This is a genomic window from Undibacterium sp. Jales W-56 (assembly GCF_025548535.1).
Classification (GTDB): domain Bacteria; phylum Pseudomonadota; class Gammaproteobacteria; order Burkholderiales; family Burkholderiaceae_D; genus Undibacterium.
In genome coordinates this window covers 262,964-284,131 of record NZ_JAJLQW010000006.1, presented here as the reverse complement: position 1 = coordinate 284,131, position 21,168 = coordinate 262,964, and the positions used below count along the sequence as shown (strand labels likewise).

Genomic DNA, 21,168 nt, shown 5'->3' with positions numbered 1-21,168 from the left:
CTGACCATGCCCATTGACTCTGCTAAACCTGTCGTACATTTTGCCCATGCAAATAGTTTTCCTGCCGGGACCTACCGCGTATTTTTTGATTTTTTGCGTCCTCATTACGATATACAGGCTTTGCCGCTGCATGGACATAATCCGGCGTATCCAGTGACGGATGGCTGGCCGCATCTGGTGCAGGAGTTGATTGATACCTTAACCGCACGGTACCAGGAACCGGTGATCTTGCTTGGACATTCCCTCGGCGGCATATTGTCCATGATGGTCGCCAAGGCCAGGCCGGATCTGGTGCGTTGTGTGGTGACGCTGGATTCGCCTTTAGTCGGCGGCTGGCGTGCCATGATGTTGAGATGGTTTAAATTCATCGGTCTGGACAAGAAGTTCTCACCCGCCCGCTTTTCAGAAAAACGCCGCAATCAATGGAACGATGCTGAAGAGGCTTACCGGCATTTTGCAAGCAAGGAGATGTTCGCGATCTGGCCGCCGGAAGTGTTGCGTGACTATATACAGGCAGGCATTAAAGCGAACGAGAGCGGTGAGGGAGTGACCTTGCGCTTCACCCGCGAGATCGAGACTGCGATTTATTCGACCTTGCCGGACGGTCTGGGTTATCTGGCGCGTAAGGGCTTGAAGGTGCCTATCGGTTTTGTCGGCGGTACCGAATCCGTAGAATGCCGGCAGGCAGGCTTGGCGGCCACCCGCAAATTAGTCGGCGAAAATTTTGTGCAAATCGTGGCGGGGCATTTACTGCCGATGGAAGTGCCTGAGCAGGCGGCGGCTGCGACGCATGCGATGATTCAATCTTTGATCAATACGAAATAAGCGAATAAATATGACACGGACTTTTTCAAAACAGAAGTTGCATGCGGTACTTTCGATGAGTCTATTGTTGGCGACCTCACTTTCATACGCAGAAGGATTGTCCTGGAATGAGTGGCAGGAAGTGCATGCCAAGGGCGCGACGGTACTGCAGTTGACCATCGATAACGATAGCCTGCTGCTGAAAAAAGACGATGGTTTTTATACCAGCGGCAACCGTATCGCAACGAGCTATGTGCTCAGTAGCGCGAAGCAGGCCATCAGTTACGGCTGGCAGCTGGGCCAGGATTTATATACGTCTTCCGACATCAATTTATTGCCAAATCAAATCGCAAAAAATGATCACCCGTATGCCGGATGGCTGTTTGCGGGTGCCTATCGTGAAGTCAATGATGCCGGTGGTGCGGCTAGCCGGATCGGTCTTGATGTCGGCTGTCTTGGCCCGTGTGCCGGCGGGGAATGGGCGCAAACCCACTTGCATAGACTGATCAGGCAACCCTTGCCGCAAGGCTGGAGTACCCAGTTGCGCAATGAGTGGGGTATGGTCGCTTCGGGTGAGTGGACGCCGGCACGCTGGACGCTGATGCCGGGCATGGATTTCGCTCCGCGCCTGAAAGGGCGATTCGGGAATATCTTTACCGATGCCGCGACTGACGTCAGCTTGCGCTTGGGCAGCTTGAATGCCTTGCCGCAGCAGGCCGCCAGTTATGCGTTTTTGCGCGGCGAAGCAAAACTGGTTGGCTACAATGCGACCTTGCAGGGCGGTTACTTCAATCATCAGCCAACCGGCGTTACAGCCAAACGCAGCGTGGGCGAGCTGGAACTCGGTTATATCTGGCGCGCTGGCAGCTACGGCGCAAGTGCATCGATACTCCGTCGCAGCAATGAAATTAAAGAACTGTCAAATGGATCGGGCGCGCAAAATTTTGCCAGATTGCAATTTGTCTATGCGATGTAAGTCAGTTGGCGATAGGGCGTAATCAATCGCAGCAAGCCGCAGAGAAATCAGGCATGATTTTATCTAATGCTTGGGAGCGTGGCGCTGTTTGAGGTATAATTCGAATTTCCCGCTCGTGCCGTCTGGCACCTTCTGCAATGACTAAGTTTGTATTCGTTACCGGGGGCGTCGTTTCCTCCTTAGGCAAAGGCATAGCTGCCGCCTCCCTCGCTGCGATCCTTGAATCGCGCGGTCTCAAAGTCACCATGCTCAAACTCGATCCGTACATCAACGTTGATCCGGGTACCATGAGCCCATTTCAACACGGCGAAGTTTTCGTGACCGATGACGGCGCTGAAACTGATCTGGATCTGGGTCATTACGAGCGTTTCATTTCTTCAAAAATGAAGAAAGTGAATAACTTCACCACCGGTCAAATTTACGAATCCGTGATTCGCAAAGAACGTCGCGGCGAATACCTCGGCAAAACCGTCCAGGTCATCCCCCATATCACCAATGAGATTCAGGACTTCATCCATCGCGGTGCGACTGGTTACGATGTCGCACTGGTAGAAATCGGCGGTACTGTCGGCGATATCGAGTCATTGCCTTTCCTCGAAGCGGCACGTCAATTAAGTCTGCGTGCCGGTCGCAATGCGGCGGCATTCGTGCATCTGACGCTGGTGCCTTACGTCGCCGCAGCGGGTGAGTTAAAAACTAAGCCAACACAACACAGCGTACAAAAATTACGCGAAATCGGTATTTTCCCGGATGCCTTGTTGTGCCGCGCCGATCGCCCGATTCCTGATGATGAACGCGCCAAGATTTCTTTGTTTGCCAACGTGCCTGAAGAGGCCGTGATCTCTGTCTGGGACGCCGACACAATCTATAAGATCCCGCAAATGTTGCATGACCAGGGCCTGGATCGCATCGTCTGCGACAAGCTGGGCTTGGAGCCGAAGCCAGCCGATTTGACCATGTGGGACAAGCTGATCTACGCACTGGAAAATCCAAAAGAAGAAGTCACCATAGGTATGGTCGGCAAATATGTCGACCTGACCGAGTCGTATAAATCCCTGACCGAAGCTTTGCGTCACGCCGGTATTCATACGGAGAGCCGCATGAATATCGAGTATGTCGATTCCGAAGAGATCGAAGCGCACGGTACCAAGTCACTGGAAAAATATGATGCGATTCTGGTGCCGGGCGGTTTCGGCAAACGAGGCGTCGAAGGCAAGATCATTGCGGCGCGCTTCGCCCGCGAGAACAAAATCCCTTACCTCGGCATCTGCCTCGGTATGCAGGTCGCCCTGATTGAATATGCGCGCAACAAAGCCGGTTTGACTGCCGCCAACTCAACCGAGTTTGATCCGGAAACGGAACAACCCGTGGTTGCGCTGATCAATGAATGGCAAAACCATGACGGCAAAGTCGAAACCCGTGATGAAAATTCAGATCTGGGCGGTACTATGCGCCTGGGCGCACAGACCTGTGCGATTAAGCCAGGCACTCTGGCTGCCGAGATCTACGGCAATGTCGTGACTGAGCGTCATCGTCATCGTTATGAAGCAAATAACCATTATCTTGGCCGTGTCGAACAGGCTGGCCTGATCGTTTCCGCCCGTACGCCGACCGAAGATTTGTGCGAAATCATGGAATTGCCACGCGAAGGCGCGAATTCGCATCCTTGGTACCTGGGTGTGCAATATCATCCGGAATTCAAGTCGACCCCGCGTGACGGTCATCCTTTGTTCATCTCTTTTGCCAAGGCAGCGCTTGCGCATAAGTTAGCGAACAAAAAAGCTTAAGGAATACAACATGAAACTTTGTGGATTTGACGTCGGCCTGGACCATCCATTTTTCCTGATTGCCGGCCCTTGCGTGATCGAGTCGCATCAGATGGCGCTCGACACCGCAGGTGCCTTGAAAGAAATGACAGCCGCACTCGGCATTCCTTTCATTTACAAATCATCTTTCGATAAAGCCAATCGTTCTTCCGGCTCTTCTTTCCGCGGTTTAGGCATGGAAAAAGGCCTGGAGATTCTGGCCGATGTGAAGAAGCAATTGCAGGTGCCTGTACTGACCGATATCCACGAAATTGATGAGATCGCGCCGGTCGCAGCGGTGGTCGATGTCTTGCAGACACCGGCCTTCCTGTGCCGTCAAACCGATTTCATCGAAGCCTGCGGACGTTCCGGCAAGCCGGTGAACATCAAAAAAGGCCAGTTCCTGGCACCGCATGACATGGTCAATGTGATCGCCAAAGCGCGTGCTGCGGCGAAAGCGGCTGGCTTGCCGGAAGATAATTTCATGGCGTGCGAGCGCGGTGCTTCTTTTGGCTACAACAATCTGGTGTCCGATATGCGTTCTTTGGCCATCATGCGCGAGACCAATTGTCCGGTGGTATTCGATGCCACCCATTCCGTACAATTGCCAGGCGGGCAGGGCACGACCTCCGGCGGCCAGCGTGAGTTCGTGCCGGTATTGGCGCGTGCGGCGGTGGCTGTCGGTATCTCCGGTCTGTTTATGGAAACCCATCCGGATCCGGCTAAAGCGATGTCAGACGGCCCGAATGCCGTGCCGCTCGGTCGCATGAAAGAATTGTTATCTACCCTGATCGAACTTGATCGCGTGGTGAAAAAGAATGGGTTCCTGGAATCCAGTTTTGCGTAATTGTCAGTCGTCTTGAGTTGTCTGAAGCGTTGTATTGCGTAGTCCCGCCCTTGTTTCAACCTGATACAGGGATGGTGAAGATAAAAATTGTCGATGATGTGAGCTTTGCATTTTTCAAACAAAGCTTTGATCGTGACAAACAAGATCATGATTTTTATCTGGCAGCCTGTACCGATCCGGACGGCCGACTTTGAGTGCATGTTTTCAGAACTGACTTTGCATCTTGTTGAAATTTTGTTCGCTATATTGATTGTTTAGGAGAAATGAATGAGTGCCATCGTTGACATTATCGGTCGTGAAATTATTGATTCACGCGGCAATCCAACAGTTGAATGTGATGTCTTGCTGGAATCCGGCGTCATGGGTCGTGCCGCCGTACCATCGGGCGCATCCACAGGTTCCCGCGAAGCGATTGAATTGCGTGACGGTGACAAATCTCGCTACCTGGGCAAGGGCGTATTAAAGGCCTGCGAACACATCAATACCGAAATCGCCGAAGCGATCATGGGTCTGGATGCCAATGAACAAGCCTTCCTGGACCGTACCCTGATCGATCTGGACGGCACAGAAAACAAAGCGCGCCTCGGTGCCAATGCGATCCTGGCCGTTTCGATGGCGGTGGCCAAAGCCGCCGCAGAAGAAGCCGGTTTGCCGCTATATCGTTATTTCGGCGGTTCAGGCGCGATGCAATTGCCGGTGCCGATGATGAACGTCATCAACGGCGGCGCACATGCAGACAACAATCTGGATATTCAAGAATTCATGATTATTCCGGTCGGCGCGCCTTCTTTCCGTGAAGCGATCCGTTACGGCGCAGAAGTGTTTCATGCATTGAAAAAAATCCTGCATGACAAAGGCCTGACGACCGCCGTAGGTGATGAAGGCGGTTTTGCACCTTCCGTAGAGAACCATGAATCTGCAATCAAGATGATCATCCAGGCGATTGAAGCGGCGGGCTATGAGCCAGGCACGCAAATCGCCCTGGGCCTGGATTGCGCAGCAAGTGAATTCTACAAAGACGGCAAATATCACCTCGAAGGCGAAGGTCTGACTTTATCTTCTACCGATTTCACCAATCTGCTGGCAACCTGGGTCGACAAATATCCTATCATCTCGATCGAAGACGGTATGGCAGAAGGCGATTGGGACGGTTGGGCGATCCTGACTGAAAAACTCGGCAAGAAAGTCCAGATCGTGGGCGATGACTTGTTCGTGACCAATACCAAGATCCTCAAAGAAGGCATACAAAAAGGGATCGCCAATTCCATCCTGATCAAGATCAACCAGATCGGTACCTTGACCGAGACGTTTGCTGCGATTGAAATGGCCAAGCGCGCCGGTTACACCGCCGTGATCTCGCATCGCTCGGGCGAGACCGAAGACAGCACGATTGCCGACATCGCCGTCGGTACCAATGCCCTGCAAATCAAGACTGGCTCTATGTCCCGTTCAGATCGTATGGCAAAGTACAATCAATTGCTGCGGATTGAAGAAGATCTGGGTGATATCGCCAGCTATCCTGGTCGCGATGCATTCTATAATCTGAAGTAAGCGTCAATAAAAAAGGGGAACGGCGTTCCCCTTTTTGCTGACTTTTTATTTTTCTGGCTGCTTTTATCCGATGCGTCTGATCGCGTTATCACTTGCTGCATTACTCTTGCTCATCCAATTCCCGCTCTGGCTGGGTAAGGGCGGCTGGCTGCGTGTCTGGGAGCTGGATAAACAAGTCGCGCAAGTACAAAAGCACAATGACGAATTAAAAGAACGCAATAGCAAACTCGAATCCGAGGTACAGGATTTAAAAACCGGAACCGGCGCCGTCGAAGAACGCGCCCGCTTTGAGTTGGGGATGATCAAGAAAGACGAGATTTTTGTGCAGATCCTCGCTCCGGGCAGTGCGCTACAAAAAACAGAAACGGCCTCGCCAAACCCTCAAAAAGAAAACGCTGCGAGATAAGTCCGCAGCGTTTTTTATTTGATTGCCGTTATTTTTTCGTCTTGCGCTATTTCAGTGCTTGCTCTGGCTGATTGTGCTGGTTGCTTCGACCAGGGTATTCGCCGTGAATAATTGTGCGCAATCGACTTTGTCAAAGCCATAGTGTTTGCCGCAAAAGTCGCAATGAATATCCAATTTATCGAGCTCTTCTATCGCGGTTTTAATTTCTGTCTCACCCAACATGCGCAACATGTCGCCGACTTTTTCGCGTGTGCAATTACAACGGAATTCCGGATGTTGTGGTTCGAAAACCCGGATAGTTTCTTCCCAAAACAGGCGATGCAGCAAGGTTTCTATATCGGTGCTCAATAACTCATCTTGCTTCAGGGTGCTGCCTAATACGACCGCACGGTTCCAGGCTTCAGTTTCATCTTCAACGGTGGCTTCGATGCCGCCATGTTTCGGCAGTTTTTGCAGCAGCATGCCGCGGGCGACCTGGTCATCGGCTGCCAGCCATAATTTGGTATCGAGCTGCTCGGAACGCATCATGTAGTTTTCAATGATGACGGCGACGCTTTCGCCATCGATAGGCACGATGCCCTGATACGCTTGCTGTCCCGGCAGTTTGTCATTCGGATCCAGCGTGATCACAAAGCGACCTTCACCGTGCGCATGAATCAAGTCCGTCAGGCTGGCATCGTCAGGTATGACGGCATTCGGTGCCAGCTTGGCCGTGGCACGGATATGCAGTTGGTCATTGCATTCGACGACTAATAATTTCAACGGGCCGTCGCCATGAATCTGCATGATCATGGTGCCGTCGAATTTTAGATTCGCAGATAGCAAAGCTGATGCAGCAGTGAGTTCGCCGAGTATGGTTTTGACGGCTTGCGGATAATTCTGGCGCGACAAAATTTGTTGCCAGGTGTTCGATATTTCGACGAGCTCGCCGCGAACGCCGGCATGTTCAAACATGAATTTTTGTAATGAATCTTGCATAGATGTGTTTTTACTTGACCTTGCTTCTTGATGTGGCTGCTATCTTTTTGAATTCTTGACGCTTCAGGCGATGCGTTTCAGTTCGGTTTTAAACGATTGTCCGCGCCGCACATAGTTCTCGGTGTTGCCGTGCATGCGAGCGACATCTTCTTCATTCAGGGTACGGACCGCTTTTGCCGGCGAACCTATGATTAATGAATTATCGGGAAATTCTTTACCTTCGGTGACCAGGGCGCCCGCACCGACCAGGCAGTTTTTACCGATCCTGGCGCCATTCAGGATGACGGCCTGGATGCCGACCAGCGAGCCTTCGCCTATCGTGCAGCCGTGCAGCATCGCCTGATGGCCGATGGTCACGTTTTTGCCGACGAGCAGAGGGAAGCCCGGATCGGTATGCAAAATCGAACCTTCCTGTACATTGCTGTTCTCGCTGATGGTGATCAATTCGTTATCGCCGCGTATCGTGACGTCGAACCAGACACTGGCGAAAGCTTCAATTTTCACTTTGCCAATGATATTGGCCGTGTCCGTTATATAGGCACTCGGATCTATTTCTGGTGCAACGTCGCCTAACTGGTATATCGCCATGATTTTTCCGTAAAATAGAGAAGCTGCTGTAAATCCCTCTATTTTAACGCTCCTTGTATGAACTCACCGATGTCCACCGCAAATCCTTCCGCAATTGCCCCAGATCGTGCAAACACCGAGCTTATTCACGCTAAAACGGATGATGTGCGCCAGGCTGCACTGAACTTGCTGGCGGAATCGCATATCACGGCCAAAGTCGATGGCGTATTGAAGTTACGTCAAGCCTGGCTGGAAGGGCGCCTGAACCTGGATGTCTCTGCGACTATCGCGGCAGATCAGCCCATTCCGGGTCGCCCCGAGAAACCGGAACTGGTGCCGCCGCTGCAAGTCAAGCGCAGAGCCATGAATACGGTGGAGGGGCGTGCGGTGTTGATTCACGCGCTTGCGCACATCGAATTCAATGCGATCAATCTTGCGCTCGATGCGATCTGGCGCTTTGCCGATATGCCGCCCGACTATTACGTCGATTGGTTACAAGTGGCGCAAGAAGAGGCTTACCATTTCAGTTTGCTGGCAGATCATTTGCGCGTACTCGGTTATCAATACGGCGACTTCCCCGCACACCACAGCCTGTGGGAGCTGGCCGAGAAAACCCAGCAGGACGTGCTGGCGAGGATGGCGCTGGTGCCGCGTACCATGGAGGCGCGCGGACTGGATGCGACGCCCGCGGTGCGAGCCAAACTGGCGCAAGCCAAAGATATCGCGGCGGCGGAGATACTGGACATTATCTTGCGCGATGAGATCGGTCATGTGATGATAGGCAATCGCTGGTTTGCCTACTTATGTGAATTAAGGAAACTGGAGCCGGTGGCCACCTATGCGGCCCTGGCGCAGCAATACAGAGCGCCGCAAATGCGCGGGCCGTTTAATCTTGAAGCACGACGCGCAGCCGGTTTTAGCGAAGCTGAATTGACGGCATTGCAGGCTTAAATTTTTATCCAACACGATTGAATTGCAGAGGTCAACATCATGAAAAACCTCATCGCGCTGCTCATGGGCCTGCTGCTTGCGCAGCTTACCCTCGGCCAGACAACGACAACATCGATGTCCCTTGCACCGCCGCAGCAAGCCACAGAAATGCCAGCGCCAGCCAGCGACTATCGAGCGCCCGAGCGGAAGTTTAAAAAGAAAATTCTGGCGACGGCATTCGCTGTGAATAAAAATGTCCAGGTCGATGATCTCGACGCAGTTGGTCAGAATTTTCCCAAAGAGTTATTACACCGGCTCTATCTGACGCAAGGATTCCTGATCCGGCTGTCACCCAATGTGCTGTCATTTAATTACGAGACTGAAGCTCCCTCGATCCAGTTATTACATCAATTGGGAACCCAATACGACAGTCAATTCGTACTATCCGGCACCCTAATCGATGCCAACGTCGTCACTGAAAAAAAATTCTGGGGCCTGGTAGAAAACAAAAAACGCCACTTAATATTGCAAGTCGAATTGCATGATGTGGCCAGCGGCAGTCTGTTGGGTCAACATAGACTCAGTCAGATCGTCGATCAAGAAATCTTAGTAGGCAAGGATAAACCGTTTGCCAGCAACGCCTTCTTTGCAACGCCTTACGGCAAGGCATTTGACCAGTTGCTGGAACAGGCGACGCACATGATAGTCAAGGATTTAGAGCCAATCCGCTTTTACGCAAAAATTATCCAGGTCAATCCGGATGGCGAAGTGATGCTCGATGCGGGAGCTAATTCCACTGTCCTGCCAGGCGATATGTTCGCCGTCTTCGGCCGGCAAATCAATTTGTCGGCGCAAGGGATGGCGCATACTTCCATCGAACATCAGGAGCGCCGCCTCGGTACGCTGGCCGTGATTAGAAGTCAAAAGACTTTATCGGTAGCCGAACTGTCGGCGGACACTAAAGTGAGCGAAGTAAAAGTCGGCGATATCGTGAGGGTAGAGAGCCTTGTCGGGCGGTAGTCTGGGGTCTGTAAGGAAAGTCTGATTGATTGCTTTGCGCAACGGTCGTAATCCACATTCCTGCTAAATTTTTGTTTTTACACGGTAAAAAAAATTAGATTTCATAAAATGCCATCGAGTTTTTTCGCACGTCGTCCGAAGTTTGCGAGAGGCAGTCTTTCAATGCGCTAACGGTGTCTCTCGATCACTGGGCGATTCGAACGGAGTAAAACCAATGAAATACCAGGGAAGTTGCCATTGCGGCCAGATTGCCTTCGAGGTTGAGGGGGAAATTCCAGAAGTCATGTCGTGTAATTGCTCTATGTGCCAACGCAAAGGCACTTTGATGTGGTTCGTTCCGAGGCAGGCAATGACATTGCTCACGCCACCGGAAAAGATGAGCACTTATACGTTCAACAAGCACGTCATAAAGCATCATTTTTGCCCCTCATGTGGAATTCATCCGTTTGGTGAAGGTATTTCGCCGTCCGGTCAGGAGATGGCGGCAATCAATGTGCGTTGCCTTGACGGCGTAGATTTGCCGGCATTGAAGGTTCAGCACTTCAATGGGCGTGAACTCTGAGAAAGCGTACGGCACAGGTATTGGGCGGCCGACAGTTCGTAGGCTAGGCCACGCCACGTTTTATCAGCCCAACGTATTCTTCGGGTAGTAAGTGTTGGGCTGATAACCCAACCTAGGTTCCAGCCAAAGTGATCGGCTAGAACTCGCGAGTTGGGACGTTATGAGTGACAATTAAATTTTCGCCGCAGCTCTTTCTTCTTCCAATAAGCGCAAAACCCGACGTTGCACCTTGCCCGTCGTGGTCATCGGCAATGCTGCGATGAATTCGATTTCTCGCGGATATTCGTAAGGGGCGAGCTTGCCGCGTACATGCGTTTGCAGTTCTGCGACCAGCTCTGCATTCCCTTCATAGCCGCTGCTCAGGACCACATAGGCTTTGACGACGTTGCCGCGTTCCTTATCCGGCTTGGGTATGACGGCGGCGTTAGCGACGGCCGGATGCTTGACCAGGCAGTTCTCAATTTCTGACGGGCCGATCCGATAGCCTGCGGCCTTGAACATGTCGTCGGCACGGCCTTGGTACCAGAGGTAGCCATCTTCATCACGCAAGGCCAGATCGCCTGTGCGGCACCAGTTGCCGGTGAATTTGTTGCGTGTCGCTTCTGGGTTTTTCCAATAATTGAGAAAGAACACTGGATCGGCTTGTCCGTGAATATCCAGGCGATGCATCGCGACTTCGCCGACCTGATGAGCGCCGACTTCATTGCCGTCGTCATCGATAATCGCCACTCTATGACCGGGATACGGGCGTCCCATGCTGCCCGGTTTGGCCGGCCATTGCTGGATGCTGTTGCCGACGATGTAGTTCATCTCGGTTTGTCCAAACATTTCATTCGGGATGATGCCCAGAGCGCTATTGCACCAGTTGAACACGGCATCACCGACCGCTTCACCGGCGCTCATGATGCTGCGCAGCTTGAGCCGGTATTGCGACTTGGGTTCGGGGCAGGCTTTCATCATCATTTTGAGTGCGGTCGGGAACAGGAAGGTGTTGGTTACCTGATATTTTTCCATCAGATAAAAAGCCGTCTCTGAGCTAAAACGTCCCTGGTAGCCAACGATAGGCTGGCCAAAATACAGTGTCGGTAACAGCGCATCCATCAAGCCGCCGGTCCATGCCCAATCCGCGGGCGACCAGAATACGTCGCCGGGTTGGGGAAACCAGTTTTGCGAAGCGACAAAGCCAGTCAGGTTGCCGATGATCGCCGAATGCGGGAGCAGCGCGCCCTTGGGCGCACCCGTGGTGCCGCTGGTGTAGATCAAAATCGCGGGATCAGTCGCTTTAGTGCTGACGGGATCAAAGCGATCCGACCTGAGCGGAACGGTTTGCGACCAGATCAGGGCATCTTCGGCTTTGCATTGCAGGGTGATCAGGGTCTTCAGCGCAGGGCAGGTGTCGCGGATTTGCCAATACGCTTCGATACCGCTTTGATCCACGATCAGGGCTACGGCTTCGCTATTTTGCAGGCGATATTCCAGGGCTTCAGGGCCGAATAAAAATGACAGCGGCATTGCAATTGCGCCCATCTGCAGACAGGCAATCACGCTGATCGCGGTCTCGGGGCGTTGCGGCAGGATGTAGGCGACGATGTCGCCGGGCTGCACACCTTGCTCGCGCAGCAGATTCGATAACTGGTTGGCCTGCGCTTGCAGTTCGGCATAACTCAAGCTGCTGGTGTTGCCTTCGGCATCTTCAAAATGAATCGCGATCCGCCCGCTGTCCTTGCTCCAGCGCTGGCTGCATACTTCCGCGATATTGAATTGTGCCGGGACGTCCCAGTGGAAGTTTTGGTATAGCTCCTGGTAGCGATCAACAGCGCCGATGGCGGGGGTATGCGAATACGTTTTTTTCTGACTCATCCTGACTCCGGTATAATTATCGAACGGTCGTGCTATTGTTTGTTGTAAACTACAGCTAATCCTAAACGAAAAACGCGCTTGCCGATGTCGCAAGCTCTCTGTTTATTCACGAAAATTATTAATCTCATGAACAAATCATCTCGCTCAGAATTCATTGCCATCCGCGGCCTGCAGTATCACGTACGCCATTGGGGACGTGATACTGCACCCAGGATCGTGATGCTGCATGGCTGGATGGATGTGTCGGCCTCATTCCAGTTTGTAGTCGATTGCCTGCAACAGGATTGGCATGTGATTGCGCCGGATTGGCGCGGATTCGGCCTGACCGATACGCCGCATGCAGACTGTTATTGGTTCCCCGACTACATGGGCGATCTGGATGCGATTTTGCAGCATTATTCGCCTGATGGCGCCGTTAATCTACTGGGACATAGCATGGGCGGCAATGTGGCGGGTATCTATGCCGGCGTGCGGCCAGAGCGGATCAGGAAGCTGATCAATCTTGAAGGTTTTGGCATGCCGACCACCAGGCCGGATCAGGCACCGGGTCGCTACCTGAAGTGGCTGGATGAATTGCGCGAGGCACCGGTATTGCGCACTTATGCCACTCAGGCCGACGTTGCCGGGCGCTTGCAAAAAACCAATCCGCGCTTGTCCGATGAGCGGGCGGCATTCTTATCGCAGCATTGGGCCAGGCAAAACGATGAAGGCCGCTGGGAAATTCTGGGCGATCCGGCCCACAAGCTGACCAGCCCTTTGCTTTACCATGTCGAAGAAGTCATGGCCTGCTGGCAAAAAAATACTGCGCCGACCTTATGGTTCGAGGCGGACGATACCAATGTCTGGCATTGGATGGGGCCGAAGCCGGAAGCGCGCATTGAAATCGACCGCCGGCTCGCACATATCCCGCATCTGCGCAAAGAAATGATACGGGATGCCGGACACATGCTGCATCATGATCAGCCCGAGATTTTGGCGAAGCTGATCGAAGCGTTTTTGCTCGACTAGTTTCCCTGGGCACATTACGCCATGATTCGAAAAACAGACTTATTCCGGTTTTAAACCTCGCCTCGCCCGCTGCGCGTTCTGACAGGCAATCTCGGTTAAACTGACGGGATTGTTCTCTATCTCTACGACCCGATTCCATCATGAGCGAAAAAGCATCTTACGGCTTCACCACGACTATTCTTCATAGCGACCGCCAAAAAGCGATAGAACACGGTTCGGCGCATAAACCTGTGCATACTTCAGTGTTCTACGGCTATGACGATGCGCGCGATCTGGCGGCAGTATTTCAGGGCAAGCAATCGGGTTACCGGTATGGCCGGCAAGGCAATCCTACCGTGTCAGCGCTCGAAGACAAGATCACCAGGATGGAGAATGGCCTGTCGAGTATTTGCTTCGCGACCGGCATGGCGGCGATAGGCGCGGTGTTTCAGGCCTTGTTGCGTCAGGGCGACCGGGTGATTTCATCCTCGTTTTTATTCGGTAACACGAATAGCTTGTGGCAAACCGTGGCGGCGCAGGGCGTGGACGTGAGTTTTGTCGATGCGACCGATGTTGCGAATGTGGCTGCCGCGATCACGTCGAATACGCGCATGGTGTTTGTCGAGACGATTGCCAATCCGCGTACCCAGATTGCGGATTTAAAGCGGATTGGCGACTTATGCCGTGAGCGCGGGATTCTGTATGTGGTGGATAACACTATGACCTCGCCGTATCTGTTCCGTCCCAAGAGCGTCGGTGCCGGACTGGTGGTGAATTCGCTGACCAAATCGATTGCCGGGCACGGCAACGTCCTCGGCGGTGCCTTGACCGATACGGGCGAGTTTGACTGGTCTGCGTATCCGCATATCGCCGCCAATTTCAAAAAAACACCGTCGCCGCAGTGGGGCATGGCGCAGGTGCGTGCCAAGGCCTTGCGTGACTTTGGCGCATCGCTGTCGCCGGAAGCGGCGCATCAGATCGCGGTCGGTGCCGAGACCATCGCCTTGCGCCTGGAGCGTGAATGCGCGAATGCCTTGGCGCTGGCGCAGATGCTGGCACATGATCCGCGGGTCGAGGTCGTTCATTACCCGGGCTTGAGCTCGCATCCCCAGCATGCGATCGCCAGCGACTTGTTCCGTTGTTACGGCGCTCTGTTCAGTTTTGAATTGAAGCCGGACATTGATTGCTTCGATTACCTGAATCGCTTGCGCCTGCCGATCTCGGCGACCCATCTGGGCGATACGCGGACTCTTGTGATTCCGGTTGCGCACACCATCTTCTTTGAGATGGGGGCGGAACGCCGGGCGGCGATGGGGATTGCCGATTCGCTGATTCGGGTCTCCGTCGGTATTGAAGATACGCAGGATTTGCTGGGCGATTTCAAGCAAGCCTTGACTGCCTGATTGCTATACTGGGATAGGGTATCGACATATAAAGACCTGCACCGCTTATTGGATATGCGGAATTAAGGTTTAAAGTTGGATACTCCCACGTATATCTTATTTCCCCCGAATCCTTGTAGTATTTCCTAATCATTTTCTTCAGCAGAAAGATCGCCATGTTACGACTCTCATTCAGTATGACCATGCGTGACTGGCGGGCGGGTGAATTGCGCTTCTTGCTGGTGGCATTGATGATCGCGGTTGCGTCTTTGTCCTCGGTCGGCTTCTTCGTCGACCGGATGCGTAACGGGTTGAACCGCGATGCGCATCAATTGCTGGGTGCGGATTTGCTGGTCAGTGCCGATCAGGCGATCAATCCGGCCTGGCGTGCCGAGGCGCAAAAGCGTGGCCTGACCATGGCAGAAACCGTGGTGTTTCCCAGCATGGCGATTGCCGGTGAGGGCGCTGCCATCAGCACCAAACTGGTGGCGCTGAAGGCCGTGACGCCCGGCTATCCTTTGCGCGGCAACCTCAAGCTCAGCCAGACCCAACAGGGGCCTGAGTTCATCACCAAGCTGATCCCGGCATCCGGCACCGTCTGGATCGACCCGACGCTGTTATCCGGTATGAAGCTCAAAATCGGCGACGCGCTGAAGCTCGGCGATAAAACACTCACGGTCACGCAATTGATTGCCAATGAACCGGATCGTGGCGCTGCATTTATGAATTTCGCGCCGCGTGTGATGTTGAACATCAGCGATCTGGCCGATACCCGGCTGATACAAAACGGCTCCCGCGTCACTTATCGGCTGCTATTGGCAGGCAAGGCGGACACCATCAGCCAGTTCCAGAAATGGCTGCAAGACAGCATAGAGCGCCAGCAGGCCAAAGGTGTGCGCCTGGAATCCCTGGAATCAGGTCGTCCTGAAATGCGCGCCACGCTGGACCGGGCAGAGCAATTCTTGTCGCTGGTCGGATTATTGTCGGCCATGCTGGCAGCGGTGGCGGTCGCCATGGCGGCCCGTCGCTTCATGCTGCGCCATCTGGATGCCTGCGCGATGTTGCGCTGCCTCGGTCAGACCCAGAACCAGGTCACGGGCATGTATCTGATGGAGTTTTTGATGGTCGGATTGCTGGGCAGCGCAGCTGGCGTCATTGTAGGTTTTGCCGGGCATTATGTCTTGCTTGAATGGCTGGGTAAGTTGGTCTCCGGCGATCTGCCGCCCGCCCGCCTGCAGCCGGCCTTGCAAGGGATTGCGACAGGTTTGCTGTTGCTGATGGGCTTTGCCTTGCCGCCGATACTGCAATTGCGCAACGTCCCGCACAACCGCGTGATTCGCCGCGAGCAAGATGCGCCGCAAGCGATGACGCTGGCGACTTATGCGCTTGGCTTGGGGATGTTCGTTGGCTTGTTGCTGTGGCAGGCTGGCGATGTAAAATTAGGCCTGTTGACGGCATCCGGTTTTTTGCTCGGCCTGCTGGCCTTCGCCCTGATTGCCTGGCTTGCAGTGGCTTCATTAAAGCGCGTGCGCAATCTGAACAGTCACACGGCATGGCGTTTTGCGATCACCGCACTGCAACGCCGCCCCGGCGCGACCGTGATACAAGTGGTCTCGCTGGCGCTGGGTTTGATGGCCTTGCTGTTGTTGACGGTGATCCGTGCCGATCTGATCAGCGCATGGAAAAGCGCGACTCCGGCCGATGCGCCAAATCAATTCGTGATCAATATCCAGCCCGATCAAAAAGAAGACATCGGCAGACGTCTGCAATCCATCGCGGGCGACAAGATACGCAATCAAACTCCCTTGTATCCAATGATACGCGGCCGCCTGATACAAGTGAACGACAAGGCGATCACAGGCGAGACCTATCCCGACGACAGAGCCAAGCGCCTGGTCGATAGAGAGTTCAATCTCTCAACCATGCGCGACCTGCCCGCAGCGAATAAACTCATCGCCGGAAAATGGTACCAGGAGAGCGGCGCGCATCCGCAAGCCGAAGCATCGGTAGAAGAGGGGATCGCTAAAACCCTGGGCCTGAAACTGGGTGACAAACTGGGCTTCGATGTCGCGGGCCAGCCAGTGACGGCGACGGTGACGAGTTTGCGCAAACTCGATTGGGGATCGATGCGCGTCAACTTTTTTGTGATTCTGAATCCCAGCGCGGTTGCCGACTTGCCGCAAACCTGGATCACCGCCTTCCATTTGCCGGAGAGCGATCAACATTTCGTGAATCAACTGACGCTGGACTTCCCCAACTTGACCGTGGTCGATGTCGGTAGCATGATCAAGCAACTCCAGAGCGTGCTCGATCAGGTGGTCAGCGCCGTCGAATTTTTATTCCTGTTTACGCTCGCGTCTGGCGTGCTGGTCTTATACGCCGCACTGGCCGGCTCGCAAGACCTGCGCATGCGCGAAGCCGCCTTGCTGCGCGCCCTGGGTGCAACCCGCAGGCAATTATCGCAGGCGCAGTGGATAGAATTTTTACTGGTCGGCGGCCTGGCTGGCTTGCTCGCTGCCAGCGGCGCCTCGGCTATCGGCTGGGCATTGGCGCGATTCAGTTTTGAATTTGAATGGAACTTCTCGCCGCTGGTCTGGCTGGCCGGATTAAGCGTCGGCGCGACCTGTGCGCTGATCGGCGGCTGGATCGGATTGCGCAATGTATTGAACCAACCGCCTTTGGTGAGTCTGCGCGAAGGGTAGAAAAGTGGGGTGCGCCATGCGCACCATTGATGTGTGGATCCGGTGCGTATCAGCGTATATGGATAGGTCCTGTGAATAGTGAATTGTTGAGAGTAATGAATACAGAAACAAAGACAGAAAGCAATGGAGAAGATCAATCGAATCTCTACGAACTCATCGGCGGCGCCGATAAGCTGCGTGAGATGGTCGATCGTTTTTACGACCTGATGGAGCTGGAACCGGAATTTGCCGGCATACGCGCATTGCATCCGACACCGATGGATGGCTCACGCGATAAGCTGTTCTGGTTTTTGTCCGGCTGGATGGGCGGTCCGAATCTCTACATAGAGCAATTCGGTCATCCGCGCTTGCGCGCCCGTCATTTGCCGTATGCCATTGCGAGCAGTGAGCGCGATCAATGGCTGCGTTGCATGGCGTGGGCAATGCAGGATGTGGGTATTGTGGAAGACTTGCAGCAGCACTTGATGCAGTCGTTTTACCAGACGGCGGATTGGATGCGGAATAAGCAGGGATGAGCAAGGATGAATTGGTAGGTTGGCTAACGAAAATAGAGACGAATATATTTCCCTCGCCCGCAAGCGGGCGAGGGAAATGAAATTTAAAATTCCAAACTTCAACGCGCAATTCAATAATACATAAAAATCACTTATATGAATTTGATAGAAATCCTGGTTCTGATCACACTCGTTATCCTGTTGGTGGTGAATTTACTCGTCTTGCTTCGCAGCCGAAGCAGTAGCGGCGAGGTCGACTCTCAGCTAACCGCATTACAGCAATCGCTGCAACAAGCTCAACAACAGCAAGAACAATTGCACCAATCCCAGGAGCGTTCCGAGCGCTCCCTGCGCGAACAAGTGCAAACTACAGCGCAGGCCACACGACAGGAATTAGGGGGGAATTTTTCGCAGCTTCAGCAAACTCTGGCGGCGCAACTGACCAGCGTAGCGACACTGCAAAACAATCAGATTGATGCGTTTTCTCAGCAATTGATCAAGCTGACCGAGACGAATGCGCAGCAGTTGGAGCAAGTGCGTTTAGCCTTGATACAGCAAAGCCAAAACTCGCGCGACGAGCAAGCCTTGAGCCTGAAACGCTTCGGCGATACCCTGAATCAAAGCCTGGCAACCCTGACCGAATCGAATGCCTTGCGGATGGCGGAAGTGCGCGCGACCCTGGAAGAAAAAATCAAACATCTGCAAGACGATAATGCCGCCAAGCTGGAAGAGATGCGCAAGACCGTTGATGAAAAACTGCATGCCACACTGGAGCAGCGTTTGGGTGAGTCGTTTAAGCAAGTCTCTGATCGTCTGGAAAAAGTGCATCAGGGCCTGGGCGAGATGCAGCAACTGGCGATCGGTGTCGGTGATCTGAAACGCGTGCTGACCAACGTCAAGACGCGCGGTACCTGGGGCGAGGTGCAGTTGGAAATGGTGCTGGAACAAATGCTCACGCCGGAACAATATGCAAAAAATGTCGAGACGGTACCCGGCTCAGGTGAGCGCGTCGAGTTTGCGATCAAATTGCCGGGCAAGGAAGACGACCGGGCGCCTGTCTGGATGCCGATTGATGCAAAATTTCCTAAAGAACAGTATGAGCGTTTGCTCGACGCTGCCGAGCGTGCCGATGCCGACGGCGTGGCACAGGCCGGCAAGGAGCTGGAGCGCGCGATTCGTTCAGAAGCAAAAACCATTGCAGAAAAATATTTGTCGCCACCGTTGACGACCGATTTTGCGATCCTGTTTTTACCGACCGAAGGTCTGTATGCCGAGGTGATGCGCCGTCCCGGATTGGCGGACGAATTGCAGCGTACTTGCCGCGTATCGATTTCTGGTCCATCGACCTTGTCGGCGCTGCTGAATAGTTTGCAGATGGGTTTCCGTACCCTGGTGCTGGAAAAACGTTCGTCCGAAGTCTGGCAAGTGCTGGGTGCGGTCAAGACCGAATTTGGCAAGTTTGGCGATGTACTTGCGTCCACCAAAGCCGCCTTGGTCAGAGCCGCAGACAACATCGATAAGGCAGAAGTGCGTACGCGTCAAATGAGCAAAAAATTGAAGTCAGTCGAAGCCTTGCCATCCGATTCTGCTCAAAGTCTGTTAGGCGTGGACGGAGATTTAGGTCTGGATGATCCGGGGGATGCAGACACTGTCGGTTGATATGTTGGCGTGTTCCGACTGTTCCGCAAATGGAACAGCCGGAACTGTCATCGGCTGCGCCATGCGCACCAATCGACTTGGAACAAGGATCAAGTCGCCAAGCGGCATGCATGGCGCACCTTGCTGAATAAATAGGGAAGCCACGATGGAAACTTCTGTCAGTATCAAGGCATTCTGGTTCGGCGATCAGGCCGATGATGCCATCACTGCCGCGACCCAGGCGAAACTCTGGTGGTCAAAAAATGCTGATCTGGATCAGTTGATTACGCAACGCTTTGCCGGAGTGACAGAGCAAGTCGCCAGTGGCGCGCTCGATAGCTGGAAATCGACGCCGGATGGCTGCCTGTCTTTGATCCTGTTATGCGATCAATTTCCCCGCAATATGTATCGCGGGACGCCGCGGGCATTTGCTTATGATGCGCTTGCCCGCAGTCTTTGCCGAGATGGCCTGGCGAGCGGCTATGACCGGCAACTCAGATTGATAGAGCGAGTATTTTTCTATTTACCTTTAGAGCATTCCGAATCAATGGAGGATCAAGATCGGGCAGTTGCTTTGTTCACGTCCTTGTCAGCGGTTGCGACAGAGCAGCAACAGTCGCTGTTCGATGGCTATCTGAAGTATGCAATCAGACACCGCGAGGTGATTGCGCGGTTTGGACGTTTTCCTCATCGCAATCAGATACTCGGCCGTGCATCTACACCGGAAGAAATTCTTTTTCTATCTGAGCCAGGTTCGTCGTTTTGAGATCAGGCTCCGTCAGCGACGTTTGCCTGCTTATTTGCACTTGCCGGTCGCGGCTGCATAAGCGATGACGGGGATTAAAAGTAAATTGACGCTTGGTATATTCATCGGCTTAATGCAGTCTTGAATTTTTGCCTTATCTGCCTTGGCCTGGAATTGCTCATATCTGGTGGCGACCGGCGTATTCATTTCTTTCGCACTGCTGTCCGCCATTTGCTGTATCTCGCTCCGGCTATTTTTGTAGGCTCTGCCGATGGCCTGACTGTCGATCTCCAGGCCCGGCATGGCCAGCGCATCCTTGCTGAACAGCGGAGTGGCGTTGCCCGTGATGGCGATTGGTTCAGGAGAGCTGGCTGGCGTATTGGTCGCCGGTGTGCTGCGCATACTTGTTGCTGAGTTCGATTTCACCGCAGCGGCAGCTGTGATGCGTTTCCGGTTTTTTGGAGGCGGTGCTGAAATATGTTGCTTTTCAACTGGCTGTTGCGTCGTTTGCCAGGGACGTAATTCCATTCTCAGCAAGTTGACTTGAATCTCTGCGCTTGGGCGGGCAACCTGAAGGCCAGGTCGCTGATTGAGTTGCACCAGCATAAAAATACTGATCAAGCCAGCGAGCGCAGCGGATGCCAGGCGCTGGCCAGAGCCTGCGGTTTGCCATTCTGGCTGCTGACGATTAGAGTGCCTGGAACCGCGCATGAAACATCCTTATTGACGATCCGACGGTTGTTGATACTGTTGATCAAAGATAAACGCGTATTTTTGACGGCAATATGTGCAATAAGTTCAGAACGCTCTGAATAAGAAAATTTGATTGAATGCCGCTGTATGGATGCGCCTCTCAGGCCAGAATCATGCTGGGAGGCGCATCAATGCTATGTGTGGATTTTGTTTTATACTCA

At 53.4% G+C, this 21,168-nt stretch carries 19 protein-coding genes; 15 read left to right on the top strand and 4 right to left on the bottom strand.

Going from position 1 to position 21,168, the window contains the following annotated elements; genetic code table 11:
* Positions 1-6: 6 nt before the first annotated feature.
* The 6 genes from LPB67_RS16835 to ftsB all read left to right on the top strand — a co-directional run bounded on the left by LPB67_RS16835 (position 7) and on the right by ftsB (position 6,389).
* Positions 7-825 (top strand): alpha/beta fold hydrolase, encoded by an 819-nt coding sequence (locus LPB67_RS16835; RefSeq protein ID WP_262838448.1) that lies wholly within the window; start codon positions 7-9, stop codon positions 823-825.
* Between the two features lie 55 nt (positions 826-880).
* Positions 881-1,780 carry a lipid A deacylase LpxR family protein gene (locus LPB67_RS16830; RefSeq protein WP_262838447.1) on the top strand — a complete coding sequence of 300 codons (900 nt, stop codon included), beginning with the start codon at positions 881-883 and terminating at the stop codon, positions 1,778-1,780.
* A gap of 137 nt (positions 1,781-1,917) precedes the next feature.
* Positions 1,918-3,567 carry a CTP synthase gene (locus LPB67_RS16825; RefSeq protein WP_262838446.1) on the top strand — a complete coding sequence of 550 codons (1,650 nt, stop codon included), beginning with the start codon at positions 1,918-1,920 and terminating at the stop codon, positions 3,565-3,567.
* A gap of 10 nt (positions 3,568-3,577) precedes the next feature.
* Entirely contained in the window at positions 3,578-4,432 is an 855-nt protein-coding gene (gene kdsA / locus LPB67_RS16820) for a 3-deoxy-8-phosphooctulonate synthase (protein WP_262838445.1), read from the top strand.
* A 267-nt stretch (positions 4,433-4,699) separates the two neighbouring features.
* A complete protein-coding gene (gene eno / locus LPB67_RS16815; RefSeq protein WP_262838444.1) occupies positions 4,700-5,983 on the top strand; it encodes a phosphopyruvate hydratase in 1,284 nt (427 codons plus the stop codon).
* A gap of 70 nt (positions 5,984-6,053) precedes the next feature.
* Positions 6,054-6,389 (top strand): cell division protein FtsB, encoded by a 336-nt coding sequence (ftsB, locus tag LPB67_RS16810; RefSeq protein WP_262838443.1) that lies wholly within the window; start codon positions 6,054-6,056, stop codon positions 6,387-6,389.
* 51 nt (positions 6,390-6,440) lie between these two features.
* Here the strand turns inward: ftsB and hslO are convergent, their stop codons facing one another.
* Positions 6,441-7,367: an Hsp33 family molecular chaperone HslO gene (gene hslO / locus LPB67_RS16805; protein ID WP_262838442.1), complete on the bottom strand. Its 927-nt coding sequence runs from the start codon at positions 7,365-7,367 to the stop codon at positions 6,441-6,443.
* 63 nt (positions 7,368-7,430) lie between these two features.
* Positions 7,431-7,955, bottom strand: a complete 525-nt coding sequence (locus LPB67_RS16800) for a gamma carbonic anhydrase family protein (protein WP_262838441.1) — start codon at positions 7,953-7,955, stop codon at positions 7,431-7,433.
* Positions 7,956-8,024: 69 nt separating this feature from the next.
* On the opposite strand from LPB67_RS16800, the gene LPB67_RS16795 reads away from it, so the two are divergent.
* From LPB67_RS16795 to LPB67_RS16785, 3 genes are all read left to right on the top strand, one after another.
* A complete protein-coding gene (locus tag LPB67_RS16795) occupies positions 8,025-8,885 on the top strand; it encodes a ferritin-like domain-containing protein (protein WP_262838440.1) in 861 nt (286 codons plus the stop codon).
* 39 nt (positions 8,886-8,924) lie between these two features.
* Complete coding sequence (locus LPB67_RS16790; protein ID WP_262838439.1) at positions 8,925-9,884, top strand: flagella assembly protein FlgT middle domain-containing protein; 960 nt, start codon at positions 8,925-8,927, stop codon at positions 9,882-9,884.
* A gap of 214 nt (positions 9,885-10,098) precedes the next feature.
* Entirely contained in the window at positions 10,099-10,446 is a 348-nt protein-coding gene (locus LPB67_RS16785) for a GFA family protein (protein WP_262838438.1), read from the top strand.
* 171 nt (positions 10,447-10,617) lie between these two features.
* On the opposite strand, the gene LPB67_RS16780 is transcribed toward LPB67_RS16785, so the two are convergent.
* Positions 10,618-12,306 (bottom strand): acyl-CoA synthetase, encoded by a 1,689-nt coding sequence (locus tag LPB67_RS16780; RefSeq protein ID WP_262838437.1) that lies wholly within the window; start codon positions 12,304-12,306, stop codon positions 10,618-10,620.
* A gap of 126 nt (positions 12,307-12,432) precedes the next feature.
* On the opposite strand from LPB67_RS16780, the gene LPB67_RS16775 reads away from it, so the two are divergent.
* The 6 genes from LPB67_RS16775 (at position 12,433) to LPB67_RS16750 (ending at position 20,275) form a co-directional block, all read left to right on the top strand.
* Positions 12,433-13,314: an alpha/beta fold hydrolase gene (locus LPB67_RS16775; RefSeq protein ID WP_262838436.1), complete on the top strand. Its 882-nt coding sequence runs from the start codon at positions 12,433-12,435 to the stop codon at positions 13,312-13,314.
* Positions 13,315-13,454: 140 nt separating this feature from the next.
* A complete protein-coding gene (locus LPB67_RS16770; RefSeq protein ID WP_262838435.1) occupies positions 13,455-14,696 on the top strand; it encodes a cystathionine gamma-synthase family protein in 1,242 nt (413 codons plus the stop codon).
* Positions 14,697-14,851: 155 nt separating this feature from the next.
* Complete coding sequence (locus LPB67_RS16765; protein ID WP_262838434.1) at positions 14,852-17,377, top strand: ABC transporter permease; 2,526 nt, start codon at positions 14,852-14,854, stop codon at positions 17,375-17,377.
* A 95-nt stretch (positions 17,378-17,472) separates the two neighbouring features.
* Positions 17,473-17,892: a group II truncated hemoglobin gene (locus LPB67_RS16760; protein WP_262838433.1), complete on the top strand. Its 420-nt coding sequence runs from the start codon at positions 17,473-17,475 to the stop codon at positions 17,890-17,892.
* A gap of 135 nt (positions 17,893-18,027) precedes the next feature.
* On the top strand, positions 18,028-19,530 hold the full coding sequence (gene rmuC / locus LPB67_RS16755) for a DNA recombination protein RmuC (protein WP_262838432.1): 1,503 nt from the start codon (positions 18,028-18,030) through the stop codon (positions 19,528-19,530).
* Positions 19,531-19,675: 145 nt separating this feature from the next.
* The gene (locus LPB67_RS16750) at positions 19,676-20,275 is read left to right on the top strand and encodes a DUF924 family protein (RefSeq protein ID WP_262838431.1); all 600 of its coding nucleotides are present in this window, start codon (positions 19,676-19,678) and stop codon (positions 20,273-20,275) included.
* Positions 20,276-20,305: 30 nt separating this feature from the next.
* On the opposite strand, the gene LPB67_RS16745 is transcribed toward LPB67_RS16750, so the two are convergent.
* Positions 20,306-20,965 carry a hypothetical protein gene (locus LPB67_RS16745; protein ID WP_262838430.1) on the bottom strand — a complete coding sequence of 220 codons (660 nt, stop codon included), beginning with the start codon at positions 20,963-20,965 and terminating at the stop codon, positions 20,306-20,308.
* Positions 20,966-21,168: the final 203 nt, after the last annotated feature.